Origin of the sequence: Tautonia marina, assembly GCF_009177065.1 — a bacterium.
GTDB classification, from domain to species: domain Bacteria; phylum Planctomycetota; class Planctomycetia; order Isosphaerales; family Isosphaeraceae; genus Tautonia; species Tautonia marina.
In genome coordinates, this window is the sequence record NZ_WEZF01000010.1 from 25,791 (window position 1) to 41,129 (window position 15,339).

Consider the following 15,339-nt stretch of genomic DNA (forward strand, 5'->3'; position numbering starts at 1 on the left):
GCAGTCCGGGCCGCGGCGAAGGGGCATCCATTCGGCAGTAGGGCGAGGCATCGAGCAAGCTCGTGCCTTCCCTACTACCTCAACCATTAACAGAAAGGGAATCTCATGAGCACCAAGCAGCTTGGCATACAGGAAATCCAGAGAATCGCGAAGGAGTTAGGCGATCGTCTGGAGCAAGTAAGTAACCGAATGCCGTTGGGACGCAGGTTAAGGGACAAGGCCGATCGAATCAGAACCCTCGCCAAGACACTGGACGTGATAGCCAAGACGCCCAACGCCGCCGTGAACCGCGAGGCCCTCGACGCGTGGCTTGCAGAACTCCGTGAGGCCCATGCGGCGCTCAAGGCATGGTGCAAGCGGATGCTCCGCCTCGATGACCTTCAGGCCGACGAGGACGAAAGCGATTGGGACGAGATCCCGTTCTGAGGGGGCGGGGCCGGGTGAGAATCCGGCCCCTCTCCTGAGTCGGTCAACTGAGCCGGGCGGGCAAGCCGCGGTGAAATCCCGTGAGATTCGGCTTCACACATCTCTCCTGTGGGTTGCCCCCAGGTGATGGAACGGAGCAAGCTAACGGAGATCACCGAAAGTTTAGCTGCCAAAGCTCATCGTCCTGCGCCGGCAGCGTAGCGTCGGTATAGATCGCCTCCGGCGATTCCTGATGCCAGGCAGCGTATCCGACCACGCCCCAGAACAGGGCAAGGGCGAGCAGCGACCAGATCAGCCCCCAGTTCATCGGCAATCAATCCTTCGGTTGGCCGCAGTAGATACACACCCCGTCTTGTGTGACGCAAACAGTGTGGCGGATTTCGCCGTAACGCTTGCTGCCGTCTGGGTAGGTATATTCGGTCTGGTAGAATCCTGGCATGACCACCCTGACGCGGGCGTCAATCACGGTTGCTTTGTAGACGGCCATCACTCCCCCATCTCCCGCTCAAGGGCGGCGAGGGCGGTTTTCACCATCCGCCAGTTGCCAGTTTCTATCCCGCGTTGCAGGCCAGCCCTGACCTGCACCAAACTCTCGCGCTTTTCCTGTGTCATGGCTGGGCGGGTAAGTTGCTGGCGAAGCCTTCCAACCTCAGCCCTTTCAGACCAGAATCTGTCGTACCAGTCATTCCCAGAATTTTGGGTTGGCCGCTGGCATCCCTCGTAAAGCCCCTCCATGTAGGCTTGATGCAGGAATGCCTCTATTGCAGATGGCGCACCTTTAATGGCCTCCACGGAATCGGTTAGATTCACACGAAGCGCCCATCTTTCTGCCATATTTTCAAGGCAGCGAATTGCCTCATCAATCACCGGCTCCTGCGCTGGTGCGAGGGTGGGGAGGAGGGCTGCGACTACCGAGTTGGTTATCGCCTCTATGCCGCCTTCGGTTAGGATGTCAGGCGTAGAGAGCGCGGCATGCACCGAGTCACCGAGATGCTTCTTAATGGCAGCGCGGTAGTTTTGATGCCCTACGCGTACCGCCTCCCGAATCTTCTCCACCGCATCGGGCGCTACCATTTTCATGGCGTCAGGATTATGGTCTGTGGCAGCCTGTCCAGCAGATAGCACTTTTGCATGTTCCGCCTGCAACTTCTCGTACATTACAAGAAGCTGCGCATACATGGCCGATGGCACCGCATCGGGCTGTGGCGCGGGGCGGGTGCGCTCGTATTCGCCACGCCCACACCATGCGTCATAGGCTTGCGGGTGCTCAAGGAATAAAGGCGTTCCGCGCTTCTTCATCCATTTCTCAAACGCCTCGCGCTCACTCAGCGCCTCTGCGGGGGTGGTGTTTGTGGGGGTCATGCTTCATCCTTGATGTGCTTGGGTTGCTCGTCTCGCCGCTCGTAGGCCAGATACGGTTTGCCGATGGCTCGTATCCGGTCGTGGTGGATTCCGCACTGCCGCTTGGACAGGCTGGCCTCCCCGCGAGGTTGGATGTCGTACTGCCACGGGTTGCAGCGATGCACGCCCATGACCTTGCCCCGGCCTTCGTAGTTGCCCCGGTGGTCGAACACCATGACCTCTTGGCCGTGGGTGTAAGGTTCGGCCATCACCACCACCTCTTGTAGCTGTCGATGTTCTCCGGCGTGATGTTCCACACCTCGGCGATGACCTCGGCCCGTTCGTGGCTGTCGTAGATGACGTAGCCGTTCTTGCGGAGGACGACCGGCTCGGCGGGCTGATACACCTCAGACGGCCTCTTCACCGGCGCGGACGGTAGGCCATGCTTCGCCATCACGACGCTCATAGCCATGGACGCCAAGCCGGCGGCTATCAGGCCGTGGATGCCGGCGGAGAGCGGGGTGAGGCCCCGGTATGGACTGTCGAAGAGGCAAAGGAGCTTATTCATGGTCGAATCCTTTCGTTGCGGGGTTGGTCGGGATGGGGCGGAGCGTGTCGCGCAGCAGCTTGCTGCCGTCGATTGGCTTCGGGCGAAATGTATCGAACAGCCGCTCGGCTTCGGCGGCGATCAGCTTGTCGCTGTCCACAGGGGTGACGCTGAAGGTGTGGGTCGGGCACAGCTCCTCCAGCTCTGTCAGCGCGTGGTCGAACTCGTGGGCCATGCCTTCGGAGACCTGCTCCATGATGCAGGCCAGCTCGCGCTCGTGGTACGAAACCCGGTCCTTGATCGCTGCGTCCACCACGGCCTTCAGGACGTTGTGCCAGTGGCGGTGCGCCCGCTGCAGCTCACCATCGGCCTCCTCGACGCGGTGCTCGGGGGTGTACTCGATGTTGTCTCCTTTTCGTGCTGACATGACGCTAACCTTTTTGTTGACTTGATGGAAACACCATGCCACAACTGGAATAGCAGCGCAAGCACTATTTACGCGATGTAAACAACGAAGTGACAACATGCTGAACGACAAGAATTTTATGTCCGTAGCCGAGGCCGCTGAGGCGCTTGGCATAACCCGCCAGTGGCTTCACAAGCTGGTCAAGGCCGGGAAGGCCCCGGCACATATCCAGGTTGCCGGGCGGACCATCTTCGACCGAGCGGACGTCGAACGGCACGCCAAGAAGTAACCATTGACAGGGAGAAACCACATGAAATTCCAGATCACCCCCACGAAGAAGGGCCACACTATCGAACTGCTGGACGGGAACGGCAAGCCGATCATGAGCGGCACGCGCCGCTATGCCCGCGCCCGCGATGCCGAGCGGGCCGTCGAGCGCATCCAGGAGCGGGCGATGTTCGCCCCCGTGGAGGTCGCGTGAACGCCCTCGGGTTCACCTGCGGCCTGCTGCTGCTCTCGCATCACGTAGGCTATCCTCTGGCGACGTCCAGCTGGTGGCTGTGCTTCGTCGGAGTGCTCCTCGGCACGTCATCCTCGTCGGGGAGGTCGAAATGAAGATCGATTTGCTCACGCTCACCAGGCAGAAGTACTCCCAACGGCACCCGGAGCGCGATACGCGCCAGATGCCGGTAGATGACACCCTCTTGGCTGCCCTTGAGGCCGTCGAGGAGCAGCTTGAACGCCTCCGGACGCGGCAGGAACGCCTGGAGGCCAAGCTGAACGCACGGGACGCGGAGTAGGCCATGCTGCACCACGCGTACCTCATCAAGGGATGGCTCCTCGACAAGGACCCGCCCGCGGCCGTGACCGAGGCACTGGAGGCGATTATCGGCTCTCTCGGCCGTGAGACGGCTCCCGAGCAGGCTATTCCGGTTCTGCCGATCCCCACTCAGCCACCTGCCCCGGCTCCTGACACTGCCGATGAACAGCAGGAGCAGGCCGGCAGCGAACCCAAGGACGACCATGAGCCACCGGCTCCCGCCAGGAAGAAGCACAACATGTCCCCCGAGGCCCGCGAGGCCGCCCGGCAGCGAATGATCGCCATGCAGGCCCGGAAGCGGGCCGAGCGTGAGGCCGCCACAAGGGAACATCAGCCTGTCTTTACGAAAGAGGAGCTCCGCATCACCGTTCCCGCACCCAGGCGGAAGACCAGCTTGTCGGACGGCGACTGGCCCGAGATCAAGCGGATGCTCGCCGAAGGCCGGAGCCGAGCTGCGATCGCCAGCGATTACGACGAAGACCCCGAGGACCTCGACTTCTTCATCTCCTCCTGCCAGCGCCGGGAGGCAAGAACACCGGGGGAAGCCCTCGCGCCCCTGCCGGGAGCGGCGGCGGGCGCAGCGAGGCGGACATGATCGCGGCTTTCATCCAGGAGCGCGGGGTGACGGTCTGCCCGCCGAGGACAGGGGATTGGACGCATAAGGCTACCGCCAATGGTCACGATACGCCGGATTGCTCTCTCTTCCGCGAGAGCAACACCAGCAGGACACCGGAGCAGAAGCTGGCGGTCGCAAAGATCCTCACGATGCTTCAGGACTTGGCCGGAAAGTCGCATGTCGGCGCGAGCGAGAGGGGCATAATCCGCTGGGACGCTGAACGCTGGTTCTTCGAGAAGTCTGACTTGGATCTCTGGTGCGAGATGGCCGGTCTTGAGGTACACGTCGTGCGGGCGAAGGCCCGTGACATTCTGCAGAACGGCTGGCCGCAGTGGCGTGCTGAGGCGGGAAAGGGGGCGCGCTACGAGGAGCGCAAAGCCTACCGGATCGGCCGCAAGCGCCGGAAGGCAGGCCTCGCATGAAGCAGCCCCCTATCGCCGTTGACCGGAGGGCAAGCTGATGGCCCGCGAGATCGACTGGTCGCCCGAACTCCACGACCCCGTCCTGATCCGGCTTCGGAAGGGACGCAAGCTCAGCATCGAGGCCTGCGCCGAGGAGATGCGGTTCAGCTACAGCACCATCCGTCGGCACGCCCACCGCCTCGGACTTATGCCGACCCTCAAGCCGAACCTGCCATCCGAGCCGCCTCCGCCGAAAAACGAGAAGCCCAACCCCATGGCCGTGGCCCAGTTCTGGCTCGGCACACGCCTCGAAGAGCGACCGGCCGGGTACTTCCTGGACCGGCAGCCAGCCGGCCTCGATACGATTATGCGCGAGGCGAACCGCGTGGCCATGGCCAGCGGCGCCGAGCCGCTGCTCTACAAGGACAGCTGGCGGCCATGCTGATCACCCCGGGCTTTGCGATCGTCTACAACCGCACCTACGCCCTTCGGCAGGAATACGAGCTGGCCCGGAAAGAATACGACGAGGTCTTCGACCTGCCCTACGACGCCCCGGACCGTCGCGAACGATTCCAGGCCGCCCGGGAGCGGATCGACCGAGCCAGGGGGCTGCTCGCCAGTGCGTAGTAAGCCCGAGGAGCCAGCCGACGACGCGGAGCGGACCGGTTTGCCGATCCAGCCGGTCGACACCTACACGGACGAGCTCGGACGGAAGATCACGATCTATCCCACTCGCTACGCCGAGGGAAGCGGCGTCCAGCCATTCACGGCCAAACCGAGGCGTCGTGAGTAGCGAGTCGGTAATCGTCGCCCAATGCCTCGAATGGCTCGCGCTCCATCGCGTGTTCGCATGGTGCAACAACACCGGAGCTGGCAGAATCGATGGCCGCTGGATCAGATACGGTCATCCGGGAAGCGGCGACATCCTCGGAATCCTGCCCAGTGGCTTGTTCCTCTCCGTCGAGTGCAAGACCCCCACTGGCAGACAGGCCAAGCAGCAGAAACTGTTCCAGAAGATGATCGAGCGGAACTGCGGCGTGTATATCCTTGCACGCAACGCCGCCGACCTAGAACGGCACCTCATCGAACACCCACGATTCGCAACCTTCGGCCTGAACCTCGGCGGGCGGAATGGCCTCGGCAAGTGAGCACACCCCGCCGCTCCAGTGCTGGCATGTGCGGCAGGATCGCCGGACATCAATACGTTCGAGAAAAGTCAATAAAGTCCTCAACGCCTGCAGCATCTCCTGCCTCAGCTTCGGGTCCATTAACCGTGAATCCTGTAAGGTCATAGCCAGTAATCTCCCAGTACTTATCTTGCTGCTTCACACGAATGCCGAACGGCTTTCGCAGCACGTCGGCATAATATAGGGCCGTCTCAATATGGTCGGGTGGCTCGATGCCGGACCGCCGCTTCCACCAACCGATCGCCTTCGCCCTCGCGAAGCCCGGCGGGTGCTGGAGGCAGATCCACTCGCGATAGGTCTGAAGGCCGCATCGGTACTCGACCCTAAGGCTCGGAATCTTCCCTTCCTTTGCATGCTTGTGATAGCTGACCGACTCGACCCTGACCCACTCGCCAAGGTCGGGCGGAGGCGGTGGCTCAAGAACCATAACCTCGGCCGTGCTCGCCTCGGTCCCGTGACTAACCCGCTCTGGCCGGGTGAACGGGCGGCCGCAGTCGGCGCACTCCAACGTGCCTAGGGGGGATGCCATCCGGCAGTCTGGGCAAACCAGGCAGGTTCTCTCGTGGGACTCACGAGGCCCTCTACTGCCTGCCGCGCGCGGCGGCTTGAGCTGGGTGATTGGCCCGTGGTAGTCGATGTTCCCGGCGTAATCAAGGACGAGGCAGTTCAGTTTACCGGGGTGCAGCCGCATCCCCCGGCCGAGGATCTGGTAGTAGAGACCGGGCGACAGGGTTTTCCTCAGCAGAACGAGCAGGTCGATGTTCGGGGCGTCGAAGCCGGTCGTGTGCACCCCGAGCGACACCAGGGCCCGCAACTTCCCAGCCTTGAAGTCGGCGTGCGCGGCGTCCCGCTCGTCGTCGGGCGTGTCGCCGTGCACGAACCTGGCGGTGATGCCACGAGCGAGGAGAGCAGCCTCGACGTGCTCCCCGTGGGTTCGGCCCGCAACGAACACGAGCCATGATTTGCGGTCCGAGGCCAGCGAGAACACCTCGTCCAGCGCGGCCTGAGTCAGCTCCTCCTTGTCCACCGCGGCTTCCTGCTGGCGGTTGTTGAGTTCGCCACCTTCGATCGCCACCCCGGTCAGATCGGCCTGGATCAGCGAGGGGCGGCTCTTCAGCGGGCTGATGTGCCCGGCGTCCAGAAGCTCGGTCAGGCTCACCTCGGCCGCGATGTCGGTGAACAACCGGTCTTTCCCCTCGTGCAGCATCCCGGTCTTTAGGCGGTATGCCGTTGCCGTGAGGCCCACGACCTTGAGCCGCGGGTTGGTCTGCTTCAGCCCTTCGAGGAACGTGCGGTACATGGAATCCGAGTCGGGCGAAAGCAGATGGCACTCGTCGATCAGCACCAGGTCCCGCCAGCCGAAGAGGTGGGACTTGCGGTAGACGGACTGGATGCCGGCCACCGTGATGGGATCTCGGCTGCGTTTCTGACGGAGCCCGGCGCTGTATAGCCCGGCCGGAGCCTGCGGCCAGAAGGCCGTGATCTTGCCGAAGTTCTGTGCGAGCAGCTCCTTAACATGCGACAGGATCATCAGCCGCTGGTCCGGCCAGGCCTGGAGGATCACCTTACATAGAGCACCGATGATCACGGACTTCCCTGCCCCGGTCGGTAGGACGAGGAGCGGATTGCCTGTGTTGTGCTCGAAATACTCGAACAGCCCGTCTATCACACGCTGCTGGTAATCTCGGAGCTGCATCAGTCCTCGACCTTGATGCGCTTGGCCTTCTTGACCTTCTCCGGCAGGTGCTTGGCGGGCAGCACCCGCTGGTACTCGCCCGACTGCTGGACCATGACGCGGTCGCCCTCCTTGATGCCCTCGATCTCCTTCTCGAAGGTCTGGACGATGGTCAGGATCTCGCCGTTCTCCAGGGCGACGGTGAACTCGACCCCGTCGTAGTCCTGGATGGCCTGCTCGACCATGTGCCCGGCGATGCCGGCCACCAGTGCGCCGGCGATCATGCCGCCGAGGGAGCCTCCGCCGTTGCCGATGTACGAGCCGCCGAGGGCGCCACCTGCGGCCCCGGCCAACGCGCCGGTCCCGGTGTTCCTGCCCTGGACCTGCACGAGGCGATAGGAGACGACGGTGCCGAACATGACGCGGGTCGCCTTGCCGACGTCCGGGTATCCGTAGCGGTTCTGGCCGGGGTGCTGGCAAGCGGTCAATAGAGTTAACGCTAAACACATTGCAATCATTCTGTTCATGGTTATTCTCCTTACGATTAATATCTTTGATGGCAGGCTTCGTGGAAGTCGCACATTTTGCATTTGAAGTACTCCGGCCGCTCCGAGAGGCGGGCCGGAGGCGATCCCGCCGACAGGATTCGCTGGGCCTTGGCAAGTAGCGCCCTGGCCATTGTCGGATTTGCCTCGGTGCGGCAGGCGTTGTGATCCCGACCGCCGGGCGTGCAAACCGTCAGGAAGTGGCGGGTCAGGTCGAGCAGCTCCATGTAGACGACGGCCTGGGCGTAATACACCGGGTCCCAGGCTTGGAGCGTCAGCTTCTCCCCAAGCGAGGACTTCAGCTTCCCGAACTCGTCGAACTTCTTCTGGCCGACCTGCTTGTGTTCCCAGACGTGGGGTGTCTCGGGTGACTGCAAGAGGCCACGGATCACGCCGTCGACGTGCCAGCCAAACCTTCCCTCGAACAAGGTTCCCCCGATCTGTCCTCCCGTCTGATCGTCCTCCGTCCAAAGCTCCACGCCGGGCACCATTCGTAGCCGCTCGGCCATGATGGCTTCGCCCCGGTGGCCGTCATCGAATCGCTTGATGCTGGCTGCGTTGAATGGCTTGCGCGGGACCTCGGGCCGGATCGAGTACCATAGCTTTCGCTCGCACTCGTCGCCGATGGCCGACGCCCCGAGATAGGAGCGGCGAGGCTCCAACGCCTTACGCCGCTCCAGTTCCCGGTCGATCGCCGCGAGCGTGGGGTCGCACACTTCGGGGATCAGCGCCATGGGCTACTTACGGGCCCAGGCGGGGGCCGCCTTCGCTCCTGCGGAGGCCGACCCGGTAGGTGCACCGACAGCGCTGGAAACCCCTTCGCTGCCAACAGCCTCGAAGCCCTTGATGACATTTCGGGGGTTGTAGCCTTCCTTCCGCTCGACATCGACCTTGATCATCAGCGGCTTGTTATGCAGCTCGCTGGAGTCCTTGACTTTCAGCTTGCCGACCGCATGGCAGACCGCAGATAGCTCACGCTGGCCGATTTCCTGGGCCTGCGGGTTCGTGTTGACAATGTTGAGGTTCGAGAAGATCAGGGCATCTTTGTGATCGCCCTCGATGACGCGGAAGCTCAGGGTCAGGAGGCGGTCATTCGCCTCCGGCCCACCGTACTGCGTGGCCTCCTGCGCCTTCTTGGTGGGTTTCACGTCGCTGGCCTCGATGATCGCCTTGTACCAGCCGGGGGGCACCACTTCGCGTGGCTTGGAGGGTTCTACCTGGGAAGCGTCGAATTCAGCACCTAAGTAAGCCATAAGTCTTTCCTTTCGTAAGTTGATTGATGGTTGTCGGCTTGAGCGGGGAGCCACCCCAATGGCGGGGGTCAGGCCGCCATGTTCCTTATGCTGCCTCGGCAGACGGTTCCGAGATGGCGTTGGTCATTGCGTCGTTGAACGCTGCCCAAGAGAACGGAAGCTCCGGCGGCAACCCGTATCGATTGCCTGCCATGAAGGCGGGGCTCTCGACGGTATGCAGCACGCGGTCGCCCGCGCGGCCCTTCGTTACCTTCTTCTTGAAGCCAACGTCCTTTGCGTCTATGTATACGTCCTGGTTGGCGAACAGAAGGCAGTCCGACCACTCGGTGAGGATCGCGGCCGACTTTGCATGAAGCTTAAGCATGTGTCGGTCGTAGGAGTCGGTGAGCGGGTTATCGTAGCGTTTCACCTGGTCGTGGGCGATCAGAAGCACGGCCATCCCCTTGTCGTTGCGCAGGGCGGTCAAGCCATCGAAGAGTTGCTTCCACAGGTTGACGGCAGCCACATAGCCGGCCCCGTAGCCGATGTCCTCGATGGACTTCTTCCCGGCCTCGGCGGCGACCTGCTGGAAGATCAGCGCCTCAAGCCAGTCGGCGGAGTCGATAACAACCGTGGAGAACGGGTGCTCCTGAGTGTAGAGTGCCTCGACCGCACCGATCACGTCGCTGTAGGAGGTGAGTTTGTCTTTCGTGACGCGGGCGACATTGAGCGCCCCAGAGCCGCCTTCGATGTCGAGCACGATGGCGCCCTCGATGTCGGCGGCGAAGGTCGTCTTGCCGATCTTCGGGGGCCCGTAGAGGACGAGGCGGGGGGGGAGAATGACGCGGGAGGGTTTGATCTCGGAGAGGTTTAGCATTAGTGAGTCCTTTCACACTTAGAGTTGTTACGCGGCTTCTTTTACGCTGAACGCCGGCTTCTTCGGCTTCAGCGTCAGGGCGGGCTGGATCTTCTGGTAAGCCTCCGGCACGTTGTCGCGCAGGTATCCGATCGCCTTACCGTCCGGCTTCCATACGCCGGTGAACGGAAACGGCACGGATGCGTCCCAGTCCTGATAGGCAGCTGTGATCCGCTCCTGCGACCATTCCTCGCTGTAACCGGTGGCGATCTTCATGCCCGTCGGCAGTGTGTGCGTGCCCTTCTCCGGTAGCTCGCTCTCGACAAGTTCGTAGATCTGGGATTCGATCGCGATTCGGCGTGCGTTGGCGTCTGTCTCTTGCTGTTTCGCTTCTTTCCACGCGGCAGTAAGCAGCGCGAGCTTCTTGTCGGCGTCTTGGTCCATAGGTCGTTCCTTCAGTTGGTTGTTGCATGAATAAATGAGTTGGTGTATTGATACCTAATAGCTTCTACGCTAACTGTCAACCGAAAAATGAGGTCCCAATGGAGGAAGAAACAATCAGCAGCAAAACAGAGTCCTATTACCTTCCGTCCGACGTGTCAGCCTGGATCGAGCAGCAAGCGAAAGCGGAGAATCGCTCAGCAAGCAATTTCTTAACGACCCTGATACGGAAGATTCGCGACAGCGGCGGTAACGCAGCATGACACGCAGTCCCTTTCAGGCCGCCGCACCGGCCATGCGTGCACATGGCTATTCCGTCATCCCGCTCGCGCCCACCCAGAAGTACCCGACGATCGAGCGTTGGAGTGAATACTGCTCCCGCCTTCCGACGGACGAGGAGCACACTCGCTGGATGGGCTGGGTGGCCTCGAACATCGGGTTATGCCTGGGCTCCGCCTCCGGCGTCATGGCGCTCGACTTCGACGACGACGTCGACGGACTTCACGAGCGCATCCTGGCGATCGTGCCCGACTCCCCGGTCAAGAAGCGGGGCGCCAAGGGGTTCACGGCTTTCTACCGGTACGGCGGGCAGCGTAGCCAAGGGCTCAGCCTGCGTGGAACCCGTGTGCTCGACGTGCTCTCCGACGGCCGCCAGACCGTCCTGCCGCCCTCCCTGCATCCGTCCGGCGGGGCCTACGAATGGATGACCCCGAGAACGCTCGCCGACCTCTCTCCGGATGACCTCCCCGAGATCCCAGCCGCCGCGATGCAGGCGGTGGGGGCGCTGTTCCGCTCGGAACCGGCCCGTCCGGCTTCCAGGCCCTTCCTCCAGGACCCCTACCGCGAGACCGACCTGGCCGAGGTCGCCGATGCCTTACGCTGCATTCCGGCCGACGACTACGACGTCTGGATCAGGATGGGGATGGCGCTCAGGCAGCACCTGGGCGACCGAGGCATGGCCCTCTGGGATCAATGGTCCTCGACCAGCTCGAAATACGACGCCCGGGAGATCCCGAAGCGATGGAGGAGCTTCAACCGGGCTGACATCACGATCGCCAGCCTCTTCTATACGGCCATGGATCACGGCTACATCCCCCCGAGGCGGATGCCCGAGCGGCCCGAGTTGCCGGCGGTGGTCATCGAGGAGGGAGGGAACCTGCGCCCTTTCGCCAGCGGCCGCGCGGCCCAGCCATCGGTCGACGCGGCCATCCTGAACCCTCCGGGTTTGGTCGGTAGGGTCGCCCGCTGGATCAACGACACGAGCATCTATCCCCAGCCCATGCTCGCCGTGGCGGCGGCGATCACCGCGGCCGGGGTCGCGATGAGCCACAAGGTCCAGTCGCCGACGCGATTGCGGACGAACTTCTACACGATGGGCCTGGCGCCCAGCGGCGCGGGCAAGGACCATGCTCGCGACTGCGTCACGACCCTGCTATGCCGCGCCGGGCTGGAAGGTCTCATCGGGGGCACACCGGCGAGCGGCGCGGGGCTACTGACGGCCCTGCGGGAAGGTGGCGGGCGCTGCCTGGTGCTCTGGGACGAGTTCGGGCGTGTGCTGAAGAACCTGACCCACAAGAACGCGGGGAGCCATCAGCGGGACATCCTGACCTACCTGATCGAGCTATTCAGCTCATCGAAGAGCATGTACGCCGGGGTCCAGTACGCCAACCACGACGGCAAGATGAAGCGGACACCGATCGACCAGCCCTGCCTGTCGGTCTACGCGACCACGGTGCCCGAGCGCTTCTTCCAGACGCTGACCTCGGACGACGCGATTGACGGCTTCCTGGCTCGCTGGCTGGTCCTGGAGAGCAAGGAATACACGCTGAAGCCGGCCAAACCCGCAGGCAACGTGAACGACCCCCCGGAGGAGATCCTCGCCGAGCTGCGGCGGTGGAAGGATGCCCCTAGCAACTACGACCCCCGCGGCAACGTCGATGGGGTGCTCCGGATCAGTCCGATGGTGGTCAGCTATTCGGAGGAGGCGGAGAAGATCATCGGGGAGTACAGCGAGACCATGCGACGCCGGGCCGCAGAGGAATCGGCGGCACGCAGCGGCCTGTCTGCCATCTACGCCCGCTCGGCCGAGCACGCCATCAAGCTGGCCCTGGTCGCCCATGAGGGGGACACGATCGGGGCCGAGGCGATGAGCTGGGGCATCGCCATGGCCGACCACTGCGCGGCCTACATGGCCGAAGCCGTGAAGGCCAACGTCGCGGAAAGCGACCACGAGCGGAACCTCAACAGGGTCCTGCAGGTCATCCGCGACGGCAAGGGAGCCTGGGTCGAGAACCGCACGCTACTCCTGCGCACCCGCAACCTCAAGTTCAGGGAGCGAAACGAGATAATCGCGGACCTGGTCGAGTCGGGCGAGATCGAGCGTGAGGAGGTCGAGGGCAAGACCAAACGCTCTTACCGCTTCCGCGCGGTACGATAGCCCCCGACGCGGGCTAGACGCCACGAACCCGGCAGCCCCGTGGCGTGTCGGCTATAAGTTTCGATGATCAAACGGGTTCGGAGCCCCCCCCGTGGACATCCTCACGCCTGTGGTCCCCGAGGACCGGCAGCACCCCAACTTCCGCATGCTGACGAGCATCGAGCTCTCCGGCCCTGAACGGGCCGTGCTTCAGGGCTGGGCGGATGGATTTCGTGACCGGGACGGCAAGTTCGCGAAGGAATTCCAGACGACCTACAATTCCAGCTTCTGGGAGCTCTACCTGTTCGCGGCCTTCAGGGAGCTGGGCTGCGATGTCGACCAGAGCCACTCGTCGCCGGATTTTGTCCTGAGGACCCCGGTCGGTGAAATCGTCGCAGAGGCCACGATCGCCTCGCATGCGGAGGGGTACGCCCCGGAGTGGGAGCGCCCGGATCCCGAGGCAAGGCTCGACGTCAACCGCGAGGAGCTCATCACGCTGGCCACGATCCGCCTGGCGAACGCGGTCACGTCGAAGCACCGGAAGTACTTTGCCTCCTATGCGACGCTACCTCACGTCGCCGGCAAGCCGTATGTGATCTGCGTGGCCCCGTTCGAGCAGCCCTTCTTCTTCATGCAGAACGACCTGGCGCTCCGGAGGGTCCTGTACGGCTTCGACCAGCACATCTTCATCGACGACAAGGGGACCGGGGCGAGGCTGGTGCTCGGGGTGGCGACGCGCGACAGCGTCACGAAGGACAACGGGTCGCAGGTGCCACTGGGGCTATTCACACGCCCAGGCATGGAGGACGTCAGCGCCGTCATCTTCAGCAACACAGCGACCTTCACCAAGGTTCAAGCCCTTGCGAGCGAGGGTTCGTACCCGGTCATCTTTCTGGCGAGCCGATACAATGCGGCCGGGATCGAGCCTCACCTGATCCGCCTGCCGCGCCCCCACTACCAGGAGACGTTGCTCGACGGCCTTCACGTCTGCCTCAACCCGTTCGCTACCCGGCCCCTCGACCCCGGCTGGTTGCTAGAACGAGGGGCGGCGCTTCACACCTATGACCCGGCGACCAAAGAATACTCGGGGCTTGGGCCAGACGGATTCCTGATCCAGCACGGCAGCTTTTCGGCGTTGCGACCGGGCATGGCGCGGGGCTTCGCGAGGGAGCCCAAGCCCCCGGATTCGTTCAAGCGGCCGAGCCTACCCGATTTCCCCGAGGGTCAGTTGGTGGCCGTTGGCGGTCAGGTAATGAGCTTCGTCGACCACCACCTCGGCCATTATCGCGGCTGGACCGTCATGGTCGCCCGCGACCGAGGGGACAACGACTGGGGAGCCCAAGCGTTCGAGGGGCTATATCGGTCGCTTGCCGAGTGCCAGAGCGTGCCGAAGGAGATGCGATACCTGCCGGCGGCGGACTGGCGGGCGACCCGAGATGAGGCGTTCGAGGACATGAAGCGACGGATCGACCGCGAAGTCGCCCGTTCGCGGGAATCGAGACAGGCCGACTGAGATAAGTAACAATGATCGAGATAAATCGCACGGCTCCTTGCGATTTATTCGAGGACGCCGTTCCCTTAAATTTCAATATATTATTGTAATATGATTATATAAATAATAAATAAGTAACATAAATCACATGGTATCTCTTGCCCTCCTCTTCTACAGTAGGGATGTGCTATAGGGTGTACTGCTGCGATTTATTCTGGCGACGTCCGGCTGGCAGCGAGATTTACTAGCAATGTCATCAGGTTAGAGCGACAAGATAAATCGCTGCGACTTTTTCGGCCTGCGATTTATCTCCCCTCCCCGCAACAGCTCCCCATAAAGAACCCGCTTGCGCACCACTTCATTTCGTGGCAGTGTTTGGCAAACCAGCTAGGGGGGGCTATGCGGGGGCACATCATCACCTGGGAACGGGCGGCCAAGGGCGACCTTCACATCACGCAGGACGCCGCAGGGTTCATGTCACGGGCGTCCGTGATCGACAACAGCATCATCAGCAGGCTGCACGAGAAGCGGATCCTCGGATGGAAGCACATCGAGGCCGCAGCGACCTACTCCCTGTGGCAGCACGCCTTCAAGCGCCCCTTTTACGCCGAGCCCCGCAAGCTCTACATGATCGAGATCGCCGGCGGCCAGTCGAACGGCAAGAAGGACGAGGGCAGCTACCGGAAGCTCCTCCGCAGGCTTACGCGGCTCGACCAGTACATCGTCGACACGGCGATCACCGGCGACTACGTCGAGCCCGTGACCGAGCAGGAGGTGATCCGCCAGGCCCACACGAACAAGCAGGTGGTGCATGCCTTCGACCTGCTGTGCGAGGCCATCCGGCAGGTGAAGGAGGAGATCGAGCGGGATGAAGATAACGCTTGCGCAACGGATAATTAACTGCTATCCTTAGAATTAAGCCACGCCACAGGTGCGTC

At 62.7% G+C, this 15,339-nt stretch carries 25 protein-coding genes; 13 read left to right on the forward strand and 12 right to left on the reverse strand.

The window, feature by feature from the left end; all coding sequences use genetic code 11:
* The first annotated feature begins 105 nt into the window (after window positions 1-105).
* On the forward strand, window positions 106-426 hold the full coding sequence (locus GA615_RS13255; protein ID WP_152051791.1) for a hypothetical protein: 321 nt from the start codon (window positions 106-108) through the stop codon (window positions 424-426).
* Window positions 427-577: 151 nt separating this feature from the next.
* On the opposite strand, the gene GA615_RS27460 is transcribed toward GA615_RS13255, so the two are convergent.
* Genes GA615_RS27460 through GA615_RS13275 form a run of 6 tightly spaced genes read right to left on the reverse strand, consistent with a single transcriptional unit; the run spans window position 578 to window position 2,741 of the window.
* On the reverse strand, window positions 578-733 hold the full coding sequence (locus tag GA615_RS27460; protein WP_161602319.1) for a hypothetical protein: 156 nt from the start codon (window positions 731-733) through the stop codon (window positions 578-580).
* A 6-nt stretch (window positions 734-739) separates the two neighbouring features.
* Entirely contained in the window at window positions 740-913 is a 174-nt protein-coding gene (locus GA615_RS27465; RefSeq protein WP_161602320.1) for a hypothetical protein, read from the reverse strand.
* Window positions 913-1,788, reverse strand: a complete 876-nt coding sequence (locus GA615_RS13260) for a hypothetical protein (RefSeq protein WP_152051792.1) — start codon at window positions 1,786-1,788, stop codon at window positions 913-915. Before GA615_RS13260 ends, GA615_RS27465 begins: the two co-directional genes overlap by 1 nt.
* On the reverse strand, window positions 1,785-2,036 hold the full coding sequence (locus GA615_RS13265; RefSeq protein WP_152051793.1) for a hypothetical protein: 252 nt from the start codon (window positions 2,034-2,036) through the stop codon (window positions 1,785-1,787). The genes GA615_RS13260 and GA615_RS13265 overlap by 4 nt, the downstream gene beginning before the upstream one ends.
* A complete protein-coding gene (locus GA615_RS13270; protein WP_152051794.1) occupies window positions 2,036-2,335 on the reverse strand; it encodes a hypothetical protein in 300 nt (99 codons plus the stop codon). The genes GA615_RS13265 and GA615_RS13270 overlap by 1 nt, the downstream gene beginning before the upstream one ends.
* On the reverse strand, window positions 2,328-2,741 hold the full coding sequence (locus tag GA615_RS13275; RefSeq protein WP_152051795.1) for a hypothetical protein: 414 nt from the start codon (window positions 2,739-2,741) through the stop codon (window positions 2,328-2,330). The genes GA615_RS13270 and GA615_RS13275 overlap by 8 nt, the downstream gene beginning before the upstream one ends.
* A gap of 118 nt (window positions 2,742-2,859) precedes the next feature.
* Between GA615_RS13275 and GA615_RS13280 the strand changes: the two genes are divergently transcribed.
* From GA615_RS13280 to GA615_RS13310, 9 genes are all read left to right on the forward strand, one after another.
* Window positions 2,860-3,009 (forward strand): helix-turn-helix transcriptional regulator, encoded by a 150-nt coding sequence (locus GA615_RS13280; RefSeq protein ID WP_161602321.1) that lies wholly within the window; start codon window positions 2,860-2,862, stop codon window positions 3,007-3,009.
* Between the two features lie 21 nt (window positions 3,010-3,030).
* Window positions 3,031-3,201 (forward strand): DUF1508 domain-containing protein, encoded by a 171-nt coding sequence (locus GA615_RS27470; protein WP_161602322.1) that lies wholly within the window; start codon window positions 3,031-3,033, stop codon window positions 3,199-3,201.
* Window positions 3,202-3,274: 73 nt separating this feature from the next.
* Window positions 3,275-3,520, forward strand: a complete 246-nt coding sequence (locus GA615_RS13285; RefSeq protein ID WP_152051797.1) for a hypothetical protein — start codon at window positions 3,275-3,277, stop codon at window positions 3,518-3,520.
* A gap of 3 nt (window positions 3,521-3,523) precedes the next feature.
* A complete protein-coding gene (locus GA615_RS13290) occupies window positions 3,524-4,135 on the forward strand; it encodes a hypothetical protein (RefSeq protein WP_152051798.1) in 612 nt (203 codons plus the stop codon).
* Entirely contained in the window at window positions 4,132-4,578 is a 447-nt protein-coding gene (locus tag GA615_RS13295; RefSeq protein WP_152051799.1) for a hypothetical protein, read from the forward strand. Before GA615_RS13290 ends, GA615_RS13295 begins: the two co-directional genes overlap by 4 nt.
* A 37-nt stretch (window positions 4,579-4,615) precedes the next feature.
* Window positions 4,616-5,002, forward strand: a complete 387-nt coding sequence (locus GA615_RS13300) for a hypothetical protein (RefSeq protein WP_152051800.1) — start codon at window positions 4,616-4,618, stop codon at window positions 5,000-5,002.
* Window positions 4,996-5,184 (forward strand): hypothetical protein, encoded by a 189-nt coding sequence (locus tag GA615_RS13305; RefSeq protein ID WP_152051801.1) that lies wholly within the window; start codon window positions 4,996-4,998, stop codon window positions 5,182-5,184. The genes GA615_RS13300 and GA615_RS13305 overlap by 7 nt, the downstream gene beginning before the upstream one ends.
* The gene (locus tag GA615_RS27475; RefSeq protein ID WP_161602323.1) at window positions 5,177-5,350 is read left to right on the forward strand and encodes a hypothetical protein; all 174 of its coding nucleotides are present in this window, start codon (window positions 5,177-5,179) and stop codon (window positions 5,348-5,350) included. Before GA615_RS13305 ends, GA615_RS27475 begins: the two co-directional genes overlap by 8 nt.
* On the forward strand, window positions 5,343-5,705 hold the full coding sequence (locus GA615_RS13310) for a VRR-NUC domain-containing protein (protein WP_152051802.1): 363 nt from the start codon (window positions 5,343-5,345) through the stop codon (window positions 5,703-5,705). The genes GA615_RS27475 and GA615_RS13310 overlap by 8 nt, the downstream gene beginning before the upstream one ends.
* Window positions 5,706-5,754: 49 nt before the next feature.
* Here GA615_RS13310 and GA615_RS13315 read toward each other — a convergent pair whose 3' ends face one another.
* From GA615_RS13315 to GA615_RS13340, 6 genes are all read right to left on the reverse strand, one after another.
* Window positions 5,755-7,440, reverse strand: a complete 1,686-nt coding sequence (locus tag GA615_RS13315) for a DEAD/DEAH box helicase (protein WP_152051803.1) — start codon at window positions 7,438-7,440, stop codon at window positions 5,755-5,757.
* Entirely contained in the window at window positions 7,440-7,946 is a 507-nt protein-coding gene (locus GA615_RS13320; RefSeq protein ID WP_152051804.1) for an outer membrane lipoprotein, read from the reverse strand. Before GA615_RS13320 ends, GA615_RS13315 begins: the two co-directional genes overlap by 1 nt.
* Before the next feature lie 17 nt (window positions 7,947-7,963).
* Window positions 7,964-8,698 (reverse strand): hypothetical protein, encoded by a 735-nt coding sequence (locus GA615_RS13325; protein ID WP_152051805.1) that lies wholly within the window; start codon window positions 8,696-8,698, stop codon window positions 7,964-7,966.
* A gap of 3 nt (window positions 8,699-8,701) precedes the next feature.
* Window positions 8,702-9,217, reverse strand: coding sequence for a DUF669 domain-containing protein (locus GA615_RS13330; RefSeq protein ID WP_152051806.1), 516 nt, complete (start codon window positions 9,215-9,217; stop codon window positions 8,702-8,704).
* Between the two features lie 85 nt (window positions 9,218-9,302).
* The gene (locus GA615_RS13335) at window positions 9,303-10,073 is read right to left on the reverse strand and encodes an ATP-binding protein (protein WP_152051807.1); all 771 of its coding nucleotides are present in this window, start codon (window positions 10,071-10,073) and stop codon (window positions 9,303-9,305) included.
* Window positions 10,074-10,100: 27 nt separating this feature from the next.
* Complete coding sequence (locus GA615_RS13340) at window positions 10,101-10,496, reverse strand: hypothetical protein (RefSeq protein ID WP_152051808.1); 396 nt, start codon at window positions 10,494-10,496, stop codon at window positions 10,101-10,103.
* 256 nt (window positions 10,497-10,752) lie between these two features.
* Here GA615_RS13340 and GA615_RS13345 point away from each other — a divergent pair, with 256 nt between their 5' ends.
* From GA615_RS13345 to GA615_RS13355, 3 genes are all read left to right on the forward strand, one after another.
* On the forward strand, window positions 10,753-12,930 hold the full coding sequence (locus tag GA615_RS13345) for a bifunctional DNA primase/polymerase (RefSeq protein ID WP_152051809.1): 2,178 nt from the start codon (window positions 10,753-10,755) through the stop codon (window positions 12,928-12,930).
* 91 nt (window positions 12,931-13,021) lie between these two features.
* Window positions 13,022-14,422: a hypothetical protein gene (locus GA615_RS13350; RefSeq protein WP_152051810.1), complete on the forward strand. Its 1,401-nt coding sequence runs from the start codon at window positions 13,022-13,024 to the stop codon at window positions 14,420-14,422.
* Between the two features lie 378 nt (window positions 14,423-14,800).
* Window positions 14,801-15,301: a hypothetical protein gene (locus GA615_RS13355; RefSeq protein ID WP_152051811.1), complete on the forward strand. Its 501-nt coding sequence runs from the start codon at window positions 14,801-14,803 to the stop codon at window positions 15,299-15,301.
* Window positions 15,302-15,339 lie beyond the last annotated feature (38 nt).

Bases quoted from the DNA above. Each gene is read 5' to 3' on its own strand.
- GA615_RS27465 (WP_161602320.1), bottom strand. From the start codon at position 913: ATGGCCGTCTACAAAGCAACCGTGATTGACGCCCGCGTCAGGGTGGTC.
- GA615_RS13340 (WP_152051808.1), bottom strand. From the start codon at position 10,496: ATGGACCAAGACGCCGACAAGAAGCTCGCGCTGCTTACTGCCGCGTGG.
- GA615_RS13270 (WP_152051794.1), bottom strand. From the start codon at position 2,335: ATGAATAAGCTCCTTTGCCTCTTCGACAGTCCATACCGGGGCCTCACC.
- GA615_RS13330 (WP_152051806.1), bottom strand. From the start codon at position 9,217: ATGGCTTACTTAGGTGCTGAATTCGACGCTTCCCAGGTAGAACCCTCC.
- GA615_RS13315 (WP_152051803.1), bottom strand. From the start codon at position 7,440: ATGCAGCTCCGAGATTACCAGCAGCGTGTGATAGACGGGCTGTTCGAG.
- GA615_RS13300 (WP_152051800.1), top strand. From the start codon at position 4,616: ATGGCCCGCGAGATCGACTGGTCGCCCGAACTCCACGACCCCGTCCTG.
- GA615_RS13320 (WP_152051804.1), bottom strand. From the start codon at position 7,946: ATGAACAGAATGATTGCAATGTGTTTAGCGTTAACTCTATTGACCGCT.
- GA615_RS13280 (WP_161602321.1), top strand. From the start codon at position 2,860: ATGTCCGTAGCCGAGGCCGCTGAGGCGCTTGGCATAACCCGCCAGTGG.
- GA615_RS13345 (WP_152051809.1), top strand. From the start codon at position 10,753: ATGACACGCAGTCCCTTTCAGGCCGCCGCACCGGCCATGCGTGCACAT.
- GA615_RS13305 (WP_152051801.1), top strand. From the start codon at position 4,996: ATGCTGATCACCCCGGGCTTTGCGATCGTCTACAACCGCACCTACGCC.
- GA615_RS13325 (WP_152051805.1), bottom strand. From the start codon at position 8,698: ATGGCGCTGATCCCCGAAGTGTGCGACCCCACGCTCGCGGCGATCGAC.
- GA615_RS13355 (WP_152051811.1), top strand. From the start codon at position 14,801: ATGCGGGGGCACATCATCACCTGGGAACGGGCGGCCAAGGGCGACCTT.
- GA615_RS13260 (WP_152051792.1), bottom strand. From the start codon at position 1,788: ATGACCCCCACAAACACCACCCCCGCAGAGGCGCTGAGTGAGCGCGAG.
- GA615_RS13290 (WP_152051798.1), top strand. From the start codon at position 3,524: ATGCTGCACCACGCGTACCTCATCAAGGGATGGCTCCTCGACAAGGAC.
- GA615_RS13335 (WP_152051807.1), bottom strand. From the start codon at position 10,073: ATGCTAAACCTCTCCGAGATCAAACCCTCCCGCGTCATTCTCCCCCCC.
- GA615_RS27470 (WP_161602322.1), top strand. From the start codon at position 3,031: ATGAAATTCCAGATCACCCCCACGAAGAAGGGCCACACTATCGAACTG.
- GA615_RS27460 (WP_161602319.1), bottom strand. From the start codon at position 733: ATGAACTGGGGGCTGATCTGGTCGCTGCTCGCCCTTGCCCTGTTCTGG.
- GA615_RS13265 (WP_152051793.1), bottom strand. From the start codon at position 2,036: ATGGCCGAACCTTACACCCACGGCCAAGAGGTCATGGTGTTCGACCAC.
- GA615_RS13295 (WP_152051799.1), top strand. From the start codon at position 4,132: ATGATCGCGGCTTTCATCCAGGAGCGCGGGGTGACGGTCTGCCCGCCG.
- GA615_RS13255 (WP_152051791.1), top strand. From the start codon at position 106: ATGAGCACCAAGCAGCTTGGCATACAGGAAATCCAGAGAATCGCGAAG.
- GA615_RS13275 (WP_152051795.1), bottom strand. From the start codon at position 2,741: ATGTCAGCACGAAAAGGAGACAACATCGAGTACACCCCCGAGCACCGC.